This window comes from Ruegeria sp. CF8 (genome assembly GCF_056537285.1).
In genome coordinates this window covers 14,206-35,387 of the sequence record NZ_JBQFRG010000015.1, presented here as the reverse complement: position 1 = coordinate 35,387, position 21,182 = coordinate 14,206, and the positions used below count along the sequence as shown (strand labels likewise).

Below are 21,182 nucleotides of genomic sequence, written 5' to 3'. Positions count from 1 at the left end.
AAAGAAGCTCTTTTTAATACATGCGGCACGGATGTGCCGTGACCGTCTGACTGATCTTTTAGATGAATGAATGCAACTCCTAAAGACAGATGCTCTGAGGTTTGCATGTTTCGCGTGACATGGGACCGGAAAAGACATGAGCGGGCTTCAGATTCTGGAGCCCGCTCATATTGTGGTGATCAATCACCTTCGTTTTCAGGGATTTTTGCCATCAGGCGAACAAATCAGCAAAGCCTCCAAAAGACCCTCCGAAGAAATTCAACCCATCGTCGGTTTCACTGCTGTCAGTGCTGTCAGCGCTGTCAGTGTTGCCGCCGAAGGTCCAGCTCCGATCCGAGTTGCCCGAGAACCCAGAGAACACTCCGCCTCTGTTGAGGAAGATGTCGTCATTGCCGAAAATCTGAAACGGATTGAAAGCCTGACCCGCGAACGGGCTGCTCTGATCTGCCGCGCTGTCGTTCGAGCCGAAATTCCCGAAAGTGAAGCTGTCGCGGAATCCGTTGCTCCCGTTACCGGTCTGCGTAAACAGGTTGCTGTTCTGGCCAGTCGTAAGGCCCAAACCCGAGGAGGGCTGGGTGGTCTGCCCGGTATCTTGGCTGCCCTGGTCCTGGCACAGGTCGACACAAATGAAGACTTCTTCAGTCTCGACAAACTCTTCCGCTATTTCGATCGGATTAGCGGGGGCTGTGTCAGGCTGATTTGCCGTATCGGCAGCCTGCTGCTGTCCGTCGGTGTCGCCCTGATCCGAACCAGCGGCTGGTTGTCCTGCATCTGGATCAGGTTGCTGTTGCCCGCCGGTGTCAGGTTGATTTGTTCCCGGTGCGGGCTGATCTGGATCCGGTGCGGATTGATCCGGTGCAGGCTGACTGGGCGGGGGTGGGGTCGGGCTGACGGAGGGCTGAGGTGCCCCGCCGCCGGAGGGAGTGGACGCAGCTGTATTGCTCGTCAGCAAGTCCAGAGAGGTGCCCGGAGGGTTAGTGGTATAGATCGAGCCTGCGCCCAATGTGTCGGCCACGCTGCCGGGTTTGACGACATATTGGGTGTAGCCGTCCGCCTGCGCGGTTGCCCGGTAGGTAAAGTTTTGATCGTACTCGCCAGGCTGGATCAGGGCGTTGTTGGATACGTTCCAGTCGGATTGCCCTGTATAGCCGCGCACCTGTGACGCGATATTGTAATCGATCGTCACGTTCTTCGAGCCCGAAGTCACGTTGATCACCGGGATCTCGATGCCACCTGTCAGAGAGGCCACATCCAGATGCAGGACCGAGTTCTGCGTGATTGTCAGCCCGTTCGCACCATCAATGGAGATGCCGTGGAAATGGCCATTATAGATGGTGTTGCCCTGAATCAGCACGTTGTGATGCATGACATTCGGGTCGCTGGTATCCTTGCCGTCACCCCCCATCCAGATGGTCTGGGTGTGGTCGCCGTTGCCCATATCAAAGATGTTGTCGCGGATGATGATATTGTCGCTGCCGCTGCCGTTGGCGCGCTGCACCTGGATCATGTCCCGGTGATCGTTGGCGCCAGCCATCGCGCCAAAGTCGTGGAAGTAGTTCTTGTCGACCAGAATGTTGTCGACATTGTCAAACACCAGACCGTCAGACCGGATAGAGTGGATGTTGTTGCTGACGACATCGACCCCGTCGGAATTGGTGGCGATGACACCTTTCCACCAGCCTTTGAATTCCGAATTCGAGACAGAGACATTGTCAGAGCTTTTGATGCCCAGACCGACCCCGGTGCCTGCGCCGCCGGCGTAATCCCCATCGAAGACCGAATTGTTGAAGGAAATATTCGAGCTGTAGTCCACAGAAAACGGGCGTTGGAAATAGTAATCCCCGTTGCTGTAGGAGTAGTCGAAGTTGATGCTGTCGAACGTGATGTTCGAGGCCTGGTTCAGCTTGACCGTGGAAAAGCTGGCCGGGGCATTCGGATCGGCAGACTTGATTGTTACGGTCGACGCGTACTGAGTCCCGTTCAGGCTCAGATTCCCATAATCGCCTGCCGCAAGCAGAATTGTTTCGCCTCCGGTCGCCTGTGACAGAGCCTGGTCCAGCTCTGCTGCGGAGGATACTGTGATCGTTGTAGACATTCTACACCTTCTGAGTTCGTAAGCGCCCGAAAGCGCACAAGATCCCGCTCACCCAGATCGGAGGAAACAGTCGCGCGGCGGCGACACAGAGGCCAAAGTGCGGCTATATTTTGAAACTTGTGCCTGTTTGTAGACAATGATGCCTAAATGCTCTGGATTTATGAGCGTGCACGAAACTCGATACCGGGAATTGTTCCTCTTCCCTTAGCGGTTGTCGGACAATTCGCAAATTGATTCCCTTATCGCAACAATGGACACATGGTTGCCACAATTCAGGCGTGTCCTTGCGTATATCCCCCAGGTGTCGGCAGGTAATTGCCCGGTGCCGTAAGGGAAACCTGAGCGCTTCCGTTGGCAGGGCCCGCGGGGGCGCAATCATGGGGCGGTATTCCGGTGAGACAAGTCGCGCCTTGATAGACAGCGCACAACGCCTCGCCTACACTTTCCCACAGGTAGTGATTTGAAAGGTGCGTCATGTTTGGATCAAGGCTTCTTGCCCTGACGGGAGGGGTCGTTTTTCTTCTGAGTTCCGCATTGGCTGCTGAGACATCCTGTGCGACCGATGATTTCAAAACAGGACTGCCCCCCGCTGCGGCAGGGCAGGCTGTGTCAGATGCAGGATCCCTAGCGGCTGCGCTGCAACAGGCCCAGGGCGGCGAGACCTTTCTGCTGGCACCGGGGGATTACGGCGCCTTGAACCTGCGCAAGTCGTTCCAGTCGCCGGTGGTGATCCGTTCGGCGAACCCCGATAAACCCGCCTGTTTCACCGGGCTGAACCTGAAAGGGTCCAGGAATGTGACCCTTGAAGGGCTCTATTTCGATTACACCTTCCGGGAAGGAGACCCGCATTTCACCGTTCCCTTCAAGGTCAGCAACAGCGAAAACATCAAGATCACGCGTTCGGTTCTGGATGGTGATTATGCCTATGGGACCAACTCTGTCATTGATGGCAAAGCCTATGGAATCGGGTTGCGCATTCTTGAAAGCAACAATGTCCAGGTGATCGCGTCAGACCTGCGCAAATGGTGGGCGGCGGTTCTGACGATCCGGTCGGGGGGGCTGGTGTTCGCGGACAATCAGATCCACATCATCCGGTCAGACGGGATCGATATTGATGCCGCAACGGGCCTGACCATAGCAAACAACCATTTCTTTGATTTCCAAAGGGCGGTGGGGTCGAAGGATCACAGCGACATGATTCAGATCATGCGGGTCACGCCCCGGGGGTCATCCGACATCGTCATTCGCGACAATATCTTTGATGTTGGCCGGGGCGATTACACGCAGACCATCTGGGCTGGTCAGGATGGAAAGGACATCAATCTGCCCGTCATGCGGCATCGGAATGTGCTGGTTGAAAACAACATGATCTACAATGCACATATCCACGGCATCTCTATTCATGGATCGGACAATATCTCGATCCGGAAAAACTCGCTGATCCATGTCCCTGGCGGTCATTCCTCTCCGGCGATCAACATCTCGTCCGACTCCAGCTCTGTGGTGATTGAACAGAATGTCACCTCGCAGATCATTGGATATGAAGGGCAGCGTGACTGGGTGGTGCTCAACAATGCCATTGTACAAAGCGAAAGCCCGTCGAAGAATGGCTTCTATGACAGTCAGTTCATTTACTATGCGCTTGGGAAGAGGCAGGGGTATAACGAATATGGCGTGCGCCCCGGCAGTCTTGTTGACAGCCTGAAGGCCGGATCGACATTGGCGGAAAGCTATCCAACACAAAAATGAGACATGATGACAGGTATGTCTGTACCCAGAATTGCATCCCCCAGCAGGCAGGCGTTTGAATGACGGTGCGCGTGGCAACCCAGACCGAAACTCGGACAACAGGGCCGCTGGTCCTGATGCTATTGCTCGTATCGTTTGCAATGCCGTTCTATTTCCAGTTCCTCGGGCTGAGGCTCAGCGGGTACCGGCTTATTCTGCTTGTCTTCATGTTCCCGGCTGTCTTGGGATGGCTGACGGGCAAGGCCGGCAAGATACGGTCAATTGATCTGCTGGTCGTGGCGTTTGCGTTCTGGGCCAGCCTGAGCTTTTTGGTGAACCATGGGGTCGTCGAGCTCTGGCAGTTTGTCGGGATCTTCATGATCGAAACATTGGTGCCCTATTTCATCGCCCGCACATATATCAGGTCATTGGCGGCGTTTCGGTATTTTGTGAAATGGTTCCTGATCGTCATTCTGATCCTGCTGCCCTTTGCCATATTCGAGACCGTGACGGGCAAGACCCCGCTTCTGGATATCTTCGGCAAAGTGCTGAGCGTTTATCAGAAATGGGTGTTCCCGCCCCGGTTGGGGCTGTTGCGGGCGCAAACGACGATGCCGCATCCGATCCTGTTCGGGGTATTCTGTGCCCCGGCCTTTGCCCTGTGCTGGTATGTGCTTGGCTGGGGGAAATCCCTGTCCTCGAAACTGGGCTACGTGTCCATCGTTGGCGGGGCCGTGTTCTGTTCGCTGTCGTCCGGGGCATTCCTGAACGTCATCATTCAGGGCGCGCTGATGGGCTGGAACTGGACGTTCCGCTTTGTGAAAAGCAAATGGAAGATCCTGCTGTCCGGTTTCGGACTTCTGATGCTGATTGCCGAAATCGGCTCGAACCGAAATGTGTTCGAGATCTTTGCAACACATATGACACTGACGCCTGGGACAGCCTGGGCCAGGATCAATACGTTCAACTTCGCAACAGATGACATCATGCGAAATCCGATTTTCGGGATTGGCCTGAATGACTGGACCCGCCCGGCCTGGATGTATCTGCTGAACAGCGTCGACAATTTCTGGCTGGTCATCACCATGCGACATGGGTTCCCGGGGCTGTTTCTTTTGCTGGGCGCTGTGATCGCGATTTATACGCAGCTTGTCCGCAAGCCTTTGACCGGTGCGTTGGCAGATGCGCGACTGGGCTATCTGATTTCCTTGACCGGCCTGTGTGTATCGGCTGTGACGGTACACCTGTGGGATGCCACGTTCTGTTTCCTGATGTTCCTGCTGGGGGCGTGTGTCTGGATTCTCGATGCGGATGAGACGCAGGATGGAGAGGCCAGCGCGCTGCCGGATGCGGACGGGCAGAAAACGATGCGCTATACACGGTTCCCCAAAGACCTGCCTCGCCCTGAAACCCAGGGGGACGCCCCGGCTCAGGTTGCGCGCGTTGCCCGAAGTTCCGGCAGACGCAGGAGGGCACCGCCGCCCCGGACGGTCAGGGCCCGATAACGGTCCAGCGTTTCCGTACCATGCCTACTGCGCGGCGCAAGCGGCGCAACGGGGCCATTCGGCCCGAGAGGATGGCGTCTAGGTCCGAACTGTTCATGCTGCCCTGCAGTGAGGTGCGGGGGCGCAGGAACGCGTCCTGCCGGAAGCGACCTCCATCGCTGGACCAGGCTGCTGTATACCCTGCCGCCTGCAAGCCCCGCAGGACCCTGGCGTCATATAAGCCGAAGGGAATACCTGCCTCGGTCACGGGATGTCCGCAGATGTCTTCCAAATGGGTCCGCGAGTCCCGCAATTCATGTGCCAGTTCGGCCTTGTCCAATCCGGCCCAGGCAACGTGCCGGATGCCGTGACTGCCGATCGTCATCTCTGCGTCTGACAACGCCCGCAGGTGTGCGGTGCCAAGCGATCCCGCCTGTCCGATGCGCCCTGTCAAAACAAAGAACCGGCCGCGCAACCCGCGCTCGACCAGGGCGGGCAGGGCGATGTCATGGTCCGACAGGTTGCTGTCGTCGAACGTGATAGTGAAACGGGTGGGGTCGGGGGCGGCCGCGATCCGGTCAAGCACATCATAAAACTGCCGGGGTGAGATCCAGTAGGGGGCCTCGCCCGGCTCCAGATCGCGCTGGGGTGTTCCGATGCCGTGAAAGTTGATCCCCACCAGATCGGTCATGCGCGCGCTTTCTTCAAATAGCCATGTGCCGTCTCGGCAACGCTGACCAGAGTGGGTTTCAGGCCGCTGGGGCGGAACTCATACGGGCCCGCGGCCATCAGGTCGGTACCGCCAGTGCGCAGCTTGAACTGTGCGACGGTGGGATTGATCTCGGGGTCCAGGCCATTCAGATCATACCACCTCAGACCTTGGTCACGGCACCGCAGGATAGAGTGCCACATCAGGAAATGGCCAGCATTGGGGCGGCGGCCCGCCTGTGTGGTGGCGCCAAAGATATAGACAGCCCTGCGCCCGGCCTGCCCGATGGTCATCCCGGCAATATCGACCCCGCCCTGTCGGGCGAACAGAACGTCATGAGAGAAATCCGGGCCCGTGAGGGTATAGTAGAATTCAGGCGGGATATCCGTCTGGAACCCTTTGGTGGTCTGAACTTCCTGGTACAAGGTCTGAAACCGCTCAGCAGCTTCCGAGATCGGCGCGATGTCAAGCTCCAGACCGGATTTCAGGGCTTTGCGCAGGGCGTTCCGCCATTTCCCGTGCAGATTTTGCATCAGGGTGTCTTCGTCCTGTGCGCAGTCGATGATCACGGTGCGCTGCCGGGGCGAGCGGTCTGTTGGCTGAAAGCCCGCCGCATCTGCAATCGGGTCGAGTGCTGCCGGGTCATGCGCGATGGCTGCGGGCAGCCGTAGCCGCATGATATGGCCGGCCTTTTGCGCATAGTCGCGTAAAGCGGAAAAGATGGCCTGTTGCAGATCCGGCGGCGGATACGAGTGATCTACCGACTGGATCATCGGGCCGCCCGCAATCCAGGCGATCCCGCTGTTGAGAACCGGAACCCGTTTGATCCTGAGACAGGCGGCGGCCACCGGTGTGCCCTGCGGGTCTTGCAGGCAGATGAACTCGGCTTCTGCGCCAATCCGGCGGGCCGCTGCCTGCGCATAGGTGAGGGTCTGCTCAAAGGTCAGATCGTCAAACAGCGCGCTGAGGGCAGGCCAGTCTTCCGGGGCGACCCGGTGTAGGGAGAGTGCGTGCGCTGCCATCAGCTTTTCACCGCCATCGGTTGGGTGGCCAGCAGACGCGCCAATTGCGCTTCCTCGTCTTCGGCGAGCGGTTTTGAAGCACGCAGGGTAAACCCGGTTGGCACCGGCGCGTCGGCGCGTGGGGTTACAGGCAGGCCATGGGGCCTCAGAAACCGGGCTACATCCTTCAGGACATGTTCAGGATTGGCGCAAAGTGCTTCGTAATCGACCCGGAGATGTCGATCCGGCCCTATATGGGAGCAATCGCGCTCAATGTCCTGCGCAACCCCAAGAACCTGTCGGCAAGCGCGTTCGATCAGGGTATCGCCGCCCGCATTTGAGGGGCGAACGGACCACCATGCCTGCTGATCGGGTTTGGGCCCCTTGTTGCGCCGTTGCGCCCGGATGATCGAGCGGGCGGTATCACTCGCATCGCGCCGTACCTCAAGAAACAGGCAGCCGGGAAACAGCGCATCCAGCAGCCGGACGCGGTTGGAATGCATGACATTCTTGTTGATGAAAGGCGCCTCAGCCAGTGCGGACATCCCCGCCAGCGTTGCCCGGATTTCGTCGACGGGCAGCGTCGGCAGAACACGTTCGTCTGTCCATGGGCCATCCTCGAGCCAGCGTTGCCAGATCCATCCGCCTTCATTTGGGGCAGCCCAACCGGAAATATGACCGTAATCGCTCTGATAGGCGGGGGTATGGGGTGCGATCATCCATCCGCCCAGACGGGTCGCGGCCAGAGGGGTCTTGTAGAAGCGGTGCGCCAGATTCGAGAAATAGGCGAATTCGAAGCCGGTCGTCATGAGCTCATAAAACAGCGAGGTTCCAGACCGTGGAGCTCCCAGAATGAAGACATGGGGCCATCGTGCAATCGGGTGCTGTGCGATCATCCTGGCTTCGAACGGGGCCAGAAGCGTATGCACCGTGCTGCGCGTGATCGATTTTGCCAGAGCTTTCATGCCGGGTGATCCGGTTTGGGATGGGGCGTCGTCTGCCCGTGTGGTGGTCTGACCAACGCGCCGAGCAGAAACAGAAACCTTGCCCGCCAGGCTTTGGCCCCTTCGTTGCCGGGCCGTAACAGGCTTTTGGGCAAAAACCAGAGGGCGCGCAGGGCATCGCCCACGGCCATCAGCAGGGTTCCGAGCCATGCCACCAGAGGGCCGCGCGTGAAGCGCAGAAACAGAATATGACCCTTGGCGATTTCAACGGATTTCCAAGGGGAAATCTGCCCGGTGGACACAGCCCCGTAATGCAACAATCGGATATCTGGGTTGTACCGCACCTTGAGCCCGGCCTGCCGGACCCGCCAACACCATTCTGATTCCTCGCTATACATGAAGAACCGGTCATTCATCATGCCAACCTCGTCGATGACATGTCTGGGCAGCATCATGAAGCACCCGGCAACGATGTCGACATCCTGTACCGTGTCGCGCGGGCGCGACGCATAACGCTGATCCCCGAACAGCCGTGTTTTTCTGAGGATGCGGTTGGGCACCAGAATGTTCCAGAAAATGCTGCTGAGAGAGATTTCGCGGAACAGCGTGGGTTGTTGTGTGCCGTTCTCCAGCGAGACATGGCCCGCCAGCACGCCGACCTCGGGGTTGGCTTCCAGATAAGCCACGGCGCGTTCAAGCGTGCCATCGTAAACCTGTGCATCGGGGTTCAGAACCAGAATGTATCGACCCTGCGCCTGCCGGATGCCGATGTTATTGCCCCAGGCATAGCCGCCATTATACCCGGCTGCGATGACGTTGATGCCGGGAAAGTCCGCCCGCAACCCCGCAACGCTGCCATCGCTTGAGTCGTTGTCGATGACAATGATCTCGATCCGCAGATCGCCGCAGTGTTCCAAAATCGACCGGATCGCCGCAGAGGTGATGTCACGTGTGTTGTAATTCACGATCAGCACACTGAGATCGACAGCAGTGTCCGCCCCGCCTGCCGGGGAAGGTTCGACAGCGTGGGTCACGGCTCGGCTTCCATCCTGATGTGGGGCCAGACATATTCGGGACCGCCCGCTGGATGGACCCCAACCGATGTTTGGGGTCATGAGCGCTCTCCCCTCGGGCCGCGGGTGAAGACATGCCTGCACACCCCGCCGGCAAGGCTGAGGGCTGCGCTTTCAAAGCCTTCGGGGCGTTTGGACAGATGCCACAGGAACAGGTGCGTCCCGACATAGGCGATCACGCCAGCCAGTACTTTGGCAAGGAAGCGGATACGCAGCAGCGGCAGATCGTCAGGTGAGTTGAAGGCCCAGCCGACCTGATCGTGGTTGCCCAAAGCGCCTCCGACCAAAAGCACCACAGCAACCATGACAAGCGTAGATACAATGCTGCGCCACGCCACAAGAATAGGTCCGAAAAAGCCGCCTGTGCCAAAATCCCGGGCCATGATCAGGGTCAGGAAAATCGCAAACACACTGGACAACCCAGTGCCGAGGATCGCGCCAAAATAGCCAAAGCTCGAGCCAATGAGCATCAGTACGATTGTGACAACCAGCAGGATGCTGTTTCGGATGCACAGACGCTTTGTATCGCCTTTGACATAGCTTGCAGAACGGACATTGGCCTGCAGGGTTTCGATGGCTTTCAAGGGGGCAAGAACCCAGATCACCTGCGCTGCGGCCAGCCATTGCCAGCCGATGACCACGATAATCATGTGGTTGGCGACCAGCGCCATGCCGACACTGACCGGGATGATGATCCCAAGAAGAATGGCATTGGTCTGCTCAAAGGCTTTCTGCGTGGTGCCGTCGGTTCGCGAAATATGTGCCAGTGCTGGATAGATCACCCGTTCCAAGGGGGCGATGGCCTGATTTGTGAACAGCGATACCAGGCGAAAGCCGATCCGGAACGTACCCGCATCCGCCAGGCCCAGGGTCGCGCCGATGATCAACTGGGGTGTGTTTGTGGTCAGGAACTGCGTGATCTGGGCCCCCAGGGACCAGGATGAGATGTTCAGGCAGTCCCGCCAGCGGCTGAGGGTCAGCCTGGGCCACATGGGTGCGGTGGAATAGGTCCAGATGACACGGGCGACCTGGGTCAGGAAATTGGCGACGACAACGGCCCAGAAATCCCGCCAGATCCAGGCCAGGAGAATGGCAAAAATTGTGTATACAAAACGACTTATGGCTTCTTCACCCGCCACAAAAGCAAAGCGCAAATCACGTTCCAGCAGCGGAAAGCGCGGGCTCTTGAGCGATATGAGAACCGAGATGATGCAAAGCGCCGGAATAAGCTCGGTCAGCTCTGGCAGGCCCAGCATTGGCATCAAGGGGGTGCTGAGCCAGATCAGACCCGCAGCACCAAGCCCCAGCAGAACCTGCATGGTGAACACCGTGTTCAGATGCGCTTCGGTGATGTCGGGCTGGCGGATCAGCGTCATCGAGACGGCCCGCTGAATGATTTCAAGCAGCGCGACGGCAATCACGAAATAGGCAATGACACCGAAATCCGTCGGTGTAAGCAGCCGTGCAGTGACAATCAGCGTCGCAAGGCCAAGGATCTGGCTGAAGATGCTCGAGGCAAACAGCGTCGCTGCCCCTGTAACGACCGATGTCTTGCGGTTTGGAGCGCGCTGCCCCGATGCGGCTTCAGGGGGTGGTTTCAAATGCGCCATGTTCCTAAGTTTAAAACAATACTCAACTGGTTACTCCAATGTTTCCGATTTAGCATGTCGCCGGAGCCGTTCCGGGTCGATTTGGATGGGCCTGTTCTGGCAATCCTGTCGGGTCATTGATACTGAGGTAAGTGAACCTGATCCTTATGTTGCATCCACATTATTGTTGTTCAATGTCAAATAATTACCCTGTTTACTCCCTGTGGGCTTTGACTCGCTTACAGAAAACCGTCCCGGACTTCAAAAAGATTATCCTGTAACGATGTCAGGAATTGGACACGAAACAAGACAAGATGCCAAGTATGTGAGGGTTTGGATTTTTTGATCCTGCGTAAGATGTTGAGTTCTGAGTATTAGAGCGGTGTAACAGTATGAAGATTGCGATTTTCGGGTTGGGATATGTGGGGTTTACGGCGGCCTGCTGTCTTACCCGGCAAGGACATACGGTGGTCGGTGTAGATGTAAACGCTGACAAGGTGTCCGAAATAAATGCAGGCCACCCCCCCATTAAGGAACCCAAGGTGGCCGAGTTGCTGACCGAGGCGTTGGGCAGGAACCTGATCCGGGCCACGGTTGAAATTCCGGATCTGTCCGATGTGGATCTGGCGATCGTTTGTGTGGGCACGCCCAGTTCCACAGATGGCTCGCATAACATGAACTTTGTGGCCGAGGTGACGCGCCAGATTGCCAAGGCCGTCTCGCCCGACCGTGCGCGGCCCCTGACAGTGGCGTACCGGTCCACCTTCCGCCCAGGCACGGTGCGGCAGTTGATCGAGCCGATCTTTCAAAGCTATCTGGGCGACCGGACGGCGCAGGCGGTCGAGATTGTCTATAACCCCGAATTCCTGCGCGAAGCCTCGGCGGTGGATGATTTCTTCAACCCGCCCAAGATCGTTGTGGGCACGGTCGATGGCAACCGATCCGCAGTGATGGACGAAATGCACGAAGGGCTGGATGCGCCGGTGTTCTATACCGCTTTTGAAGAGGCAGAGATCACCAAATTCGTCGACAACACCTGGCACGCGACCAAGGTGGCCTTCGCCAATGAGGTCGGCCGCATCTGTCACAGCATGGGCGTATCAGCCAAAACCATGCACGAGATTTTCGTGTCGGACACCAAGCTGAACATCTCACCCTATTACACCCGTCCGGGTGGCGCGTTCGGGGGGTCTTGCCTGCCAAAGGATGTGCGCGCGCTGCAGCATATCGCCGGTGAGGTCGGCGCGCATACCCATCTGATCGATAGCCTGTTGCAGACCAATCAGGCGCACAAGACCTATCAGGCGCAGGACATCATGGCGCGGCTGCCTGATGGGGGCCGGGTGCTGATGGCGGGGCTGGCTTTCAAGGCCGGAACCGACGATCTGCGCGAAAGCCCCAATGTCGATATCGCCCGGCGGCTGCTGCAGGCGGGATATCAGCTGTCGGTCTATGATCCGGCGATCAAGCCTGCCGATCTGCGCGGACAGAACCTGGGCTATGCCTTTACCCATCTGCCCAATGTCGGCAGCCTGCTGGTGGACCATGCCACGGCCGAGGCCGGACCCTGGGATCTGGTGGTCGGGTCGAACCGGATCATCAATGAGCTGAACCTTGGCGATACAGAAGTGGTAAGAACCTATGAATATGACTAGCCCCGTATCCGCCGTGCAACCGATCTCGTTCGACGAGCTGCGCCAGAACCAGCCCCTGAAGGGGTTGAAGGTTCTGATCGTGGTAGAAAACCTGCCCGTGCCCTTCGACCGCCGTGTCTGGATGGAGGCGCGCACGCTGGCTGCTGCTGGCGCGCTGGTCTCGGTCATCTGTCCCACCGGCAAGGGGCATGAGGAACGTGTCTGGGAAGATGAAGGCATCAAGGTCTATCGCCATCCGCTGCCTTTGGATGCCAGCGGCGCGCTGGGGTATCTGCTGGAATATGGCGCGGCGCTGTTCTGGGAAAGCTGGCTGGCGCTGAAGATCAAATTCACCCGCGGTTTTCACGTCATCCATGGCTGCAACCCGCCTGACCTGATCTTTCTGGTGGCGCTGCCCTTCAAGCTGTTTGGCGTGCGTTATCTGTTCGATCACCACGACATCAACCCCGAGCTTTACGAGGCCAAGTTCAACAAGCGCGGGTTTTTCTGGAAGCTGATGAAGACGTTCGAGCGACTGACCTTTGCCTCGGCCCGGGTGTCGATTGCCACCAATGAAAGCTATCGCAAGATTGCCATCGAACGCGGCGGCATGGCGCCCGAGGATGTGTTTATCGTCCGCTCTGGCCCCGATCTGAACCGGTTGCAGCACCTGCCGCCGAACCCGGACTGGCGCAATGGGCGGAAATATATGGTGGGCTATGTCGGTGTCATGGGCGATCAGGAAGGCATCGACCTGCTGCTGGAATCCGTGGCGCATCTGGTGCAGGTTCAGGGGCGCGAGGATATCCAGTTCTGCCTTGTGGGCGGCGGCCCCAGCCTGGACAAGCTACAGGCGCAATCGGCCGAGATGGGCTTGTCAGAGTATGTCACCTTTACGGGTCGCGCACCGGATCAGGATCTGTTTGAAATCCTGTCGACCGCCGATGTCTGCGTGAACCCGGACCGGGTGAACGAGATGAACGACAAATCCACCATGAACAAGATCCTCGAATACATGGCCTTCGAGAAACCCATTGTTCAGTTCGACGTGACCGAAGGACGCTTCTCGGCGCAGGAGGCCTCGCTTTATGCCAAGGCCAACGATCCGGTGGATATGGCCGACAAGATCATCGAGTTGCTGGCGGATGACGAGCGCCGCGCTGTCATGGGCCGTTATGGGCGTGCGCGGGTCGAAGCGGAAATGGCCTGGCCCCATCAGGTGCCCGCGCTGATTGCGGCGTATCAGCGGATCTGGAAAGGGTAGGGGGATCTCTATCTGGCGGTTTGTTTTGTGTCGATCTGCCCGGGTATTTTCTTGCGGTATCTCAACCGCATGGCCGGGGCTTCGATAAAATGCCAGGACAGTACGGCGCAAAACAAAGTGAAGGGCAGAGAGATCGCCATATTGATGGCAGGTGTTGTGACACCGGATTGCGCCACAAGCTGCTGGATGGGAAAGGCGTAGATATAGACCCCGTAGGAATAATCCCCCAGGCGGTTGTACTGTAACAGAGCCGGCCATTGGGCATATCCCAAAACAAAGACCGCATAAGACAGCGCAACCGCAAAAACCGGCAGGAACAGCGGGGTGAACCAGGCAGCAAAGGCCAGCGCACCCATCACTGCCAGCACGCCCCAGGACAGGGGAATCTCGTCGCGCCACAGGTAAAGCACCATGCCCGACAGGAAGGGCAGCCCAAGTGTGGTCAGAGTTTCGATGCGCGGATTCAGGTCGACAAAGGCGGTCAGTGCATAAAAGCACAAGAATGCGATGGCCATCCCGGCAAAGATCTTTCTGTGACCCAGCAGCCCCAGCACCCCACAGATGAGAACGCCAACATAGCACGTGACCTCATAGGACAGTGACCAGAGCGATCCATTGATTGCGGGCCCATATGGGTTGTCCTGAAACACGCCGGGCAAGTCGTATTGCAGCTTGAAGAGCAGCATGTTGCGGATGAAATACTCACCAGCCTCTGACCAGAAAACCGTCGGGGGGGCTTGGGTCAGGACAAATCCGGCAATCAGGATCGAGATCAGGGTGACAACGGCCAGCGCGGGAAACAGGCGCAGCCCCCGAGCGATCAGGAACGCTTTGGCCGATGGCTTCCGATCAAAGCTGCGCGTGATGAAAAAGCCCGAGATCGCAAAAAACGCCCACACGCACATCATGCCCAGCGAAAGCCCGTGCAGAACGGATTCAAAAGGTTGCCCATACGCGCCGCCCAGGCTGAGCGGATAGGCATGAGCCACCAGCACAAGGGTGGCCGCGATGATCCGGATCAGGTTGAAGTTGTTGTCCCGCCCGTCTGCCCGATCCGCGATACGGGGTACGGCCCTGACCGCTGAGATGTGCTTGGTGCTGTCACTCATTACGGGCACCTCCAGGATCAAAACGGTACGAATTGCGGCAGACGGTTCAGGCTTGGCTCCATGAACCTTTGCAGCCGCGCGTCTGCTTCGGCTTCTGTTTCGCCCGGCAGGATGGGGGTGACAAAGCGGACAAGCGCCCCATCGGTGCGTCCCATGGTAAAGCCGTCCTGGATAACGCTCAGCTTGGCGCGGAAATCATTGACCATGCGTTTGCCGCGCTGCTCGAACCAGTAATAGACTAGCTGTTTTGACAGTTCTTTCTGGATCACGGCACGGTTCACTGTGAAGCTGCCGTAAGGGGTGTTGCCAGGATTGATCTCATAAGGTTCGAGCGTGAAAATCTCCCAGCCGCCCACCGGCAGGCACACTTCGGGCGAGTGGATGCCTTCGCCTTCGGTCTGCTTGTCGTAAAAGGCCACGAACATATTCACGAAGTCACCCGAGCCGGTGTCGATATAGGTGGCGTTGAGATAGTCGCTGGCCCCCAGAACTTGCTCGACCTGTGGGTCAAGGCTGGTGGTTGAGCCAGACCAGTCTCCAAGCTGGCGGGGATAGAGCACAAAGGGATCCCGCTCAACCGGCTGCACTTCGGACGCAGGACGCAGGACCCAGGCCGTGGACACCGCCAAAGTCAGCAGGGCCGCCACCGCCAGCGCAACCGAGGCGCGGATGCCAAAGATACGCAGCGCAATCGGAGCCAGCCCTTCGGTGTCCAGATCGATTGTCTCGGCAAAGGGTTTCGGATTGGGGGCCATGCGCTGCAGGCCGATGGCCATCAGGAACAGAATAGCGACGCAGAGCAGGAAGATGATCCAGCCTTCGAAGAAATGCATGAACCCTTCGGCATGCTCGATGCCGTTCTGGTTAACCAGAATACCGATCACGCCGATGCGGACGGAATTCATAAGCACGGTCAGCGGCGCGGCTGAGACCAGCAAAACCACCTTGTGCCAGATCGGACCGCGGTAGAGCAGGGCGAAGAGATACGAAAAGCTGAGGATCGGGAACAGGTAGCGCAGGCCCGAACAGGCTTCGGCCACCTGCAGCTTGTAGACGCCCAGGTCAATGACATTGCCTTCGATGAAGACCGAAACCCCCGCCATCTGGACGAACCAGACCCCAAGCTCGGATGAAATCCATTGCAGAAAGATCGTCAGTTTCCAGTACAGGAATTGCGGCAGGGGCAGCATGAACACAAGGTGGATCACAGGCAGCTGGTGATGTATGCCGCGCTGCCAGCCGAACACCGTAAGCATGACGCCGCCGGTCCAGATGATCATCGCATAGGTGACGATATCCGGGATGCGGGCCAGATTGCCCAATATGGCGATAGCCAAAGCCACCGCCACCACGGCCACACCGGGCCAACGGTCATGAATGACCGGGTTGGGTGGTGGAAAGTTCCGCAATTCCCGCAGGAACAGATACAGCGAGATGACAGGGATCAGCGGCCCGTGGCTATATTCCGGTGTGCTCCAGGCAGCTCCCAGCGATACAATCCCGATCCAGAAGATGGGCAGGGATCCAAGCAGCAAAAGCGCAAACCAGAACAGCCCGGTTGCATTGATTTCCGGCAGAACCCTTCGGGCGGCCTCAAGCGTTTTGCCGGGGCTGTCATTCGAATCGAGATGATGCATCACCATCCATCATGCACAATAAAATCCGATCCTGAATTATGCCGCGTCCGGGTCGCGGTGATTTGATCGAAAATAAAAACAATTATCGTCAATTGGCTATATTTGTCGCCATTCAGGAATTGGCCCGGCGAGGGGTCAGGGTTTGAGTGTGAACCGCCGTCCAAGCGTCACAAACACCGAGCTCGATGTGGCTGTAAAGCCGTTCTGTTCATCCATTTCATATTGATAGCCCAGGTTCACGGCCCAGTCCCGCGTAATGGCGCGGGAATATGAGGCGTTGAACGTGCCGCGCTGACGCGGGTTGGACGCGCCGGTCCCTTCGTCTTCCTGATCGATGTAATCGAGGCTGAAAGACAGGGCCGAGACTGGATTGATGAAATAGTCATAGGTCAGGAAGGCCAGTGTCTGGCGGGTTTCCAGACTTTGCGTGCTGGTGCCGACCCGGCGTTGAATCGTGGCTCCGATCCGGGAACTGGGCAGTTGGTAGCTATAATCCAACTGACCGATCGGAGTGGTTTCGCCAAACGGGCCATCTGACAGACCGAGATTGAAGCTCAGCGAACTGTTTTGTCGTTGATAGCTTCGGCCGAATGTGGCGTTGGTCCGCGCTCCGTTCACCCCAAAGGTCTGGTCCAGCAAGATATCCGCAGTCCCGTCCGGTAGGGTTTTGCTCCAGCCAAAGCTCCACACAAAATCTTCGGTCACAGTATTTGTGTTGGTTGTGCGGAATGTCTCGTCGACCTGGCTATAGCCGATATTTGCGGTGACGGTTGTGACCGCAGAAATGTCATAGATCGCTCCAACCGAGACGACGGTGGTCTGCCGGTCGGTCCGTACATTGTCTTCAGCCTTAAAGTCACTGTAGCTGAGGTCCAGCGTTCCCTGCAGCACGGGTGAGAACCGGAAGAACGTGGTCGCGGCATAGTCGTCGAAGCTGTTGTCGAACAGGTTGGGGTCGATTGTGTTCTGATATGTGCGTTCGCGGTAACTATAGTTGAACTGAAAACCCACGGGATCGTTCAGGCCAACCTGCCAATCCAGATCGGCGCGGGTGTTGACCCGGTCGCCGATGGTGCCGATGACATCCGAGGCGTCGATGATTCCGTCCAGATTGGTATCCGTCAGCGCCCGGTTGAAGGCCAGATCCTGTTCGCGATACTCCAGCCCAAGCCCCAGCTGGCTGTTGGCACGCGTGCGCTGATAATCCAGCTTCGCGAACGGGTCGGCAAACGAGGAATCGGTTCCGATTATTGGCTCATTGGCGATCCGGTAAAGCCCCGACAGATCAAAGATCAGCGTTGAATCCGGCGTTTGGTTCACAATCCCCAGGGCCAGGGTGTTTTCCCACCATGTGGTGGATCCAAGCGAAGGGTCGGTCAGTCTGAGATTGTCGTCATGCCTAAGGGAAGACAGGTAATCCAGGGTGATGCTCAGACCCGATCCGGTTCCGGTCGGCTGCCCGACCGTGGGTCGGCCAACCCGCCGGGCGGGGTTCTGCAGGGCCTGCTGGGTGATCAGCTGCTGGCTGGGCGTTTGTTGTACAACAGTTGAGGGTGTCGTCGTTTGCTGCAGGGTCGTTTGCTGCGTGGACGTTTGCGTTTGTTGTGTGGATGTCTGCTGTGCAACAGCAGGCGTGAGCGAAAGGATCACCCCTGCACTGCTCCCAATTGCAAGGAACAGTTTATTCCCGATTTTCCCCACCTGTATCAGCCCCTATTCGAATAGGCGGCGCGACGGCACAACAACAACGTCTCCGGCTTTGAGTACGGTATTGCCTTTGATCCCGCTGCCCGAGCCATTGTAGTTGTAGGTATACTTGTTCATCACGCCTGTTTTACGATCAGCTCTGCGCAATTCGATGCGCTTGGGAGCCGCGAAGTTGGTCAGGCCTCCGACCTGAGCCAGAACCTGAAGAATGGTTGTGCCTTCGGTCGCAAGGTGCTTACCGGGCACGTTGACCTCACCCATGACAAAAACCTCAATGGTCGGTCCGGTTGCTGCCGCTGCACCCGGAAGCGGGGGCGGGGCCAGCGCCGCGATCGAGACGAAGACGGTCGGGGGCGAGTTGAAATTTGAAGCCAATGCCGAGGAGAGAGACGCGCTGAGGCCGTTGGTTGACTGACCCGCGGCACGAAGCGTCCCGGCCAACGGGAAATTGACAGAGCCATCGGGAAGGACCAGCACGGTCCTGTTGAGGGTGGGGTCTTCCAGAACTTCCACCTGAAGGGCGTCACCCGGCTGGATTTGATAGGCCTGTGCCCAGGCACCAACGGCCATACCCATGGTAATGACGAGAGCGATCAATGATCCGATGACTGTACGCATATTCAAATCTCTCACTTTTTCTTGTTTATGCCGCCATGATTTGTGCAAAACAATCCGCGGCGTTTCGGATAAGGGCGATATGCGGCAGAAATGCAGCGTATTTTGCCACTATTGCCCGGCAGCGTTCGCTGTGCTGAGCCGTTGGACTTCCGCCTCCAACTCAGCTGATATATTTACAGGCCCCCCAGCGGCCTGGGCGCGCTTGTAGACCCGCAGCGCATCTTCCGGCCGGTCGACAGCGGCGTAGGCATTGCCCAGGTGATACAGAACCAGCGGGTGTTCCGACAGCACACGTGCCGAAGCTTCAAGATATGTGACCGCTTCTTCGTAATTGCCCAGCCGGTACGCGATCCAGCCATAGGTGTCTTGGAACGCGGGATCACGCGTGCCGCGCAGGCGCCTGGCCAGATGCTGCGCCCTTTGCAGGCTCTCATCGTCGCTGCGGTGGGTGCTGAGAAGGCTGGCCAGATTGTTCGCCACAACAATGGATCGGTTGCTGAGCGGGTAAAGCTGTTCATACACGGCAATGGCCTGATCCAGATCTCCGGCCCGTTCAAATTCGGTCGCCAGCAGCATCAGCAGATCGGGGTTTTCCGGCTGGGCAGCCAGCGCTTCGCGCAAAATGGCCTGTGCTTGGGTGGGATCGTTGCGGCTTGAGTGCAGTTCAAACAGGGCAAACCAGGCGCGGGTGGCATCCGGACGGGTCTCGAGGATTTCACGATACAGGCGCTCGGCCTCGTCCAACTGTCCTTCGCTGGTCAGAATGCTGGCCTTCATGAAGAGCAGGATCAGCGAGTCGGGATCTTCGCTCAGCAGCCCCTCAAGATGGTTGGTGGCACCGGTCATATCGCCCTGGGCCAACATCAGGCGGATCAGAGCAACCTCGGCAGGCAGGCCGAAATCGGGGTCCCGGGTCAGTTCGTTCAGGAAAGCTTCCAGCTCGTCTGTGCGCTTTTGGCCCGCAAGCATATGCGCCCTAAGCTCTTTTGATTGCCGCAGAACCTGAGGATCGTCCATATCTCGCAATGTGCGCAGGACGATATCGAGCCGGTCCCAATCCTGTTGGCTCAGATAGACCTCGCCCAAAGCAATCAGCAGATCCGCATTATCCGGAGCCTGCCGCAAGGCATCGACCAGAATGCCTTCTGCGATTTTTGGGTCATCGCCGGCCAGAAGATACCGGGCATAGTTCAAGGATTCAGCGGGGGCGCTCTGGGAAAGCTCTGTGGCCAGCGCCAGCATTTCGCCGGTCAGTTCGCGGTCACCATTGCGTTCATGTGCCTTGGCCATCAGCGTTGCAAGATGCGGATCCCGCGGGGCTTCGCCAAGTGCTTCGCGCAGAAGAAGGATGGCATCGCCGGTGTTGTCATCCTCGATCAGCCATGCGGCTTTCAGTTTGGCGGCCTCGACCTCGGTGGGGTCTTCGGCCAGCACTTTCTCGACCACGGCCCGCCCGGCTTCATCCTGCCCGGATACAAACAGCATCCGCGCATATTCCACCTCGCTCTGACGGGTTTGGGTGGTCCGTTCGGCATTCTCAAGCAGGGCCTGCATATCCGTCAGGGCCCCCTCGACGTCACCCGAACGAAACTTCAGCGCCGCCCGCATGGTCTGGAACTGAAAGGCGTGCACATCACTGGCCGCGACGATCGTATCCAACTCGGAAATGGCCGCATCCGGTCCCCGGTGATCGTTCAGAAAGGCGATGAGTCGCTGAACAGAAAGCGTTGTTTCGGCTGTTGGATCAGCCCGCGCCCGCAAGATATCCTCGGCGGCATCCAGATTGCCGTTGTCGATGTGATGTTCGACCAGTAACTGTTCCACGCTGGTGTCGCCGGGAAAGACCTGCATCATATGCGTGAGTTGTTTTTCGATCTCTTCTGGCGCGGACAACTCCTGCAGCGCTCGCAGCCTGATGGCGTAAAGACTGCCGTTCTTAGGCGCAAATGTCAGCGCGATGTCGGTTTCGTCCACAACTCCTTGCCAGTCCTCGCTCCGGACCAGATGGTCGATGACCGTCTGTCGCGCGGTGATCAGGTCGGGATTGGTATTCAGCATTTCGCGGGCTGTATGAACGGTAAATTCCGCCTCGGCTTCATTGCCCGTCGTGACCGCCTGGGTATAGGCCAGTGTGTTGTTGAGGGATTGGATCACGATATCATCGGGGGCCAGCGCCAGCGCGGCCTCGGCATGGCGTTCCAGCTCTTCCCAGTTGCCCAGATCCAGAGCCATTTCAGCCAGCGCCTGATGCCCTTCGAGATTGTCCGGATATTGTTCGACCAGCAAAAGATACTGACCATAGGCGATCTGAGCATTGCCGCGTTCACGCTCCAGACGTGCAAAGGTCAGGCGGGCGTCTTTATGCTGGCCGTTCAGCTTGAAGACATTCTTGAATTCGACCAGCGCTCGCTCGACATCCCCGTTTTCCAGATGAGTCAGCCCGGCCTGGTAATGCGCTTCCGCGCGTTCCTCGGCGGTGTCACAAGCGCTCAGAAGCAGAGTGGCGGAGAGCAGGAGGACCGCCAGCGTTTTGCCAAAAGGGGTGTTGGTCGATGTCATTGTTGTGTCTCCCGCACAGCCTGATGTGGGC

15 protein-coding genes are annotated in these 21,182 nt (G+C 58.0%); 4 read left to right on the top strand and 11 right to left on the bottom strand.

What is annotated here, in order from left to right:
* Positions 1-211: 211 nt before the first annotated feature.
* Complete coding sequence (locus ACR0EV_RS23115; protein WP_480802252.1) at positions 212-2,095, bottom strand: right-handed parallel beta-helix repeat-containing protein; 1,884 nt, start codon at positions 2,093-2,095, stop codon at positions 212-214.
* Positions 2,096-2,569: 474 nt separating this feature from the next.
* Between ACR0EV_RS23115 and ACR0EV_RS23110 the strand changes: the two genes are divergently transcribed.
* Positions 2,570-3,844 (top strand): right-handed parallel beta-helix repeat-containing protein, encoded by a 1,275-nt coding sequence (locus ACR0EV_RS23110; RefSeq protein ID WP_480802251.1) that lies wholly within the window; start codon positions 2,570-2,572, stop codon positions 3,842-3,844.
* A gap of 71 nt (positions 3,845-3,915) precedes the next feature.
* Complete coding sequence (locus ACR0EV_RS23105) at positions 3,916-5,328, top strand: O-antigen ligase family protein (protein WP_480802250.1); 1,413 nt, start codon at positions 3,916-3,918, stop codon at positions 5,326-5,328.
* Here the strand turns inward: ACR0EV_RS23105 and ACR0EV_RS23100 are convergent.
* From ACR0EV_RS23100 to ACR0EV_RS23080, 5 genes are read right to left on the bottom strand one after another with little or no spacing between them, the layout of a single operon-like run.
* Positions 5,315-5,998: a polysaccharide deacetylase family protein gene (locus tag ACR0EV_RS23100; RefSeq protein WP_480802249.1), complete on the bottom strand. Its 684-nt coding sequence runs from the start codon at positions 5,996-5,998 to the stop codon at positions 5,315-5,317. The two genes, ACR0EV_RS23105 and ACR0EV_RS23100, sit on opposite strands and share 14 nt — an antisense overlap.
* Entirely contained in the window at positions 5,995-7,038 is a 1,044-nt protein-coding gene (locus ACR0EV_RS23095) for a lipid II:glycine glycyltransferase FemX (RefSeq protein WP_480802248.1), read from the bottom strand. The genes ACR0EV_RS23100 and ACR0EV_RS23095 overlap by 4 nt, the downstream gene beginning before the upstream one ends.
* Positions 7,038-7,982, bottom strand: a complete 945-nt coding sequence (locus ACR0EV_RS23090; protein WP_480802247.1) for a sulfotransferase family protein — start codon at positions 7,980-7,982, stop codon at positions 7,038-7,040. The genes ACR0EV_RS23095 and ACR0EV_RS23090 overlap by 1 nt, the downstream gene beginning before the upstream one ends.
* Positions 7,979-9,076: a glycosyltransferase family 2 protein gene (locus ACR0EV_RS23085; protein ID WP_480802246.1), complete on the bottom strand. Its 1,098-nt coding sequence runs from the start codon at positions 9,074-9,076 to the stop codon at positions 7,979-7,981. The genes ACR0EV_RS23090 and ACR0EV_RS23085 overlap by 4 nt, the downstream gene beginning before the upstream one ends.
* A complete protein-coding gene (locus ACR0EV_RS23080; protein ID WP_480802245.1) occupies positions 9,073-10,644 on the bottom strand; it encodes an oligosaccharide flippase family protein in 1,572 nt (523 codons plus the stop codon). The genes ACR0EV_RS23085 and ACR0EV_RS23080 overlap by 4 nt, the downstream gene beginning before the upstream one ends.
* 371 nt (positions 10,645-11,015) lie before the next feature.
* Between ACR0EV_RS23080 and ACR0EV_RS23075 the strand changes: the two genes are divergently transcribed.
* A complete protein-coding gene (locus ACR0EV_RS23075; RefSeq protein ID WP_480802244.1) occupies positions 11,016-12,278 on the top strand; it encodes a nucleotide sugar dehydrogenase in 1,263 nt (420 codons plus the stop codon).
* Complete coding sequence (locus tag ACR0EV_RS23070; protein WP_480802243.1) at positions 12,271-13,521, top strand: glycosyltransferase family 4 protein; 1,251 nt, start codon at positions 12,271-12,273, stop codon at positions 13,519-13,521. The genes ACR0EV_RS23075 and ACR0EV_RS23070 overlap by 8 nt, the downstream gene beginning before the upstream one ends.
* A gap of 8 nt (positions 13,522-13,529) precedes the next feature.
* On the opposite strand, the gene ACR0EV_RS23065 is transcribed toward ACR0EV_RS23070, so the two are convergent.
* The 5 genes from ACR0EV_RS23065 to ACR0EV_RS23045 form a co-directional block, all read right to left on the bottom strand.
* Complete coding sequence (locus tag ACR0EV_RS23065) at positions 13,530-14,630, bottom strand: acyltransferase family protein (RefSeq protein ID WP_480802242.1); 1,101 nt, start codon at positions 14,628-14,630, stop codon at positions 13,530-13,532.
* A gap of 17 nt (positions 14,631-14,647) precedes the next feature.
* Positions 14,648-16,267, bottom strand: coding sequence for a VPLPA-CTERM-specific exosortase XrtD (gene xrtD / locus ACR0EV_RS23060; protein ID WP_480802241.1), 1,620 nt, complete (start codon positions 16,265-16,267; stop codon positions 14,648-14,650).
* 135 nt (positions 16,268-16,402) lie between these two features.
* Positions 16,403-17,917, bottom strand: coding sequence for a TonB-dependent receptor (locus tag ACR0EV_RS23055; RefSeq protein ID WP_480802240.1), 1,515 nt, complete (start codon positions 17,915-17,917; stop codon positions 16,403-16,405).
* A 63-nt stretch (positions 17,918-17,980) separates the two neighbouring features.
* On the bottom strand, positions 17,981-18,592 hold the full coding sequence (locus tag ACR0EV_RS23050; RefSeq protein ID WP_171189090.1) for a polysaccharide biosynthesis/export family protein: 612 nt from the start codon (positions 18,590-18,592) through the stop codon (positions 17,981-17,983).
* Positions 18,593-18,700: 108 nt separating this feature from the next.
* Entirely contained in the window at positions 18,701-21,151 is a 2,451-nt protein-coding gene (locus ACR0EV_RS23045) for a tetratricopeptide repeat protein (RefSeq protein WP_480802239.1), read from the bottom strand.
* Positions 21,152-21,182 lie beyond the last annotated feature (31 nt).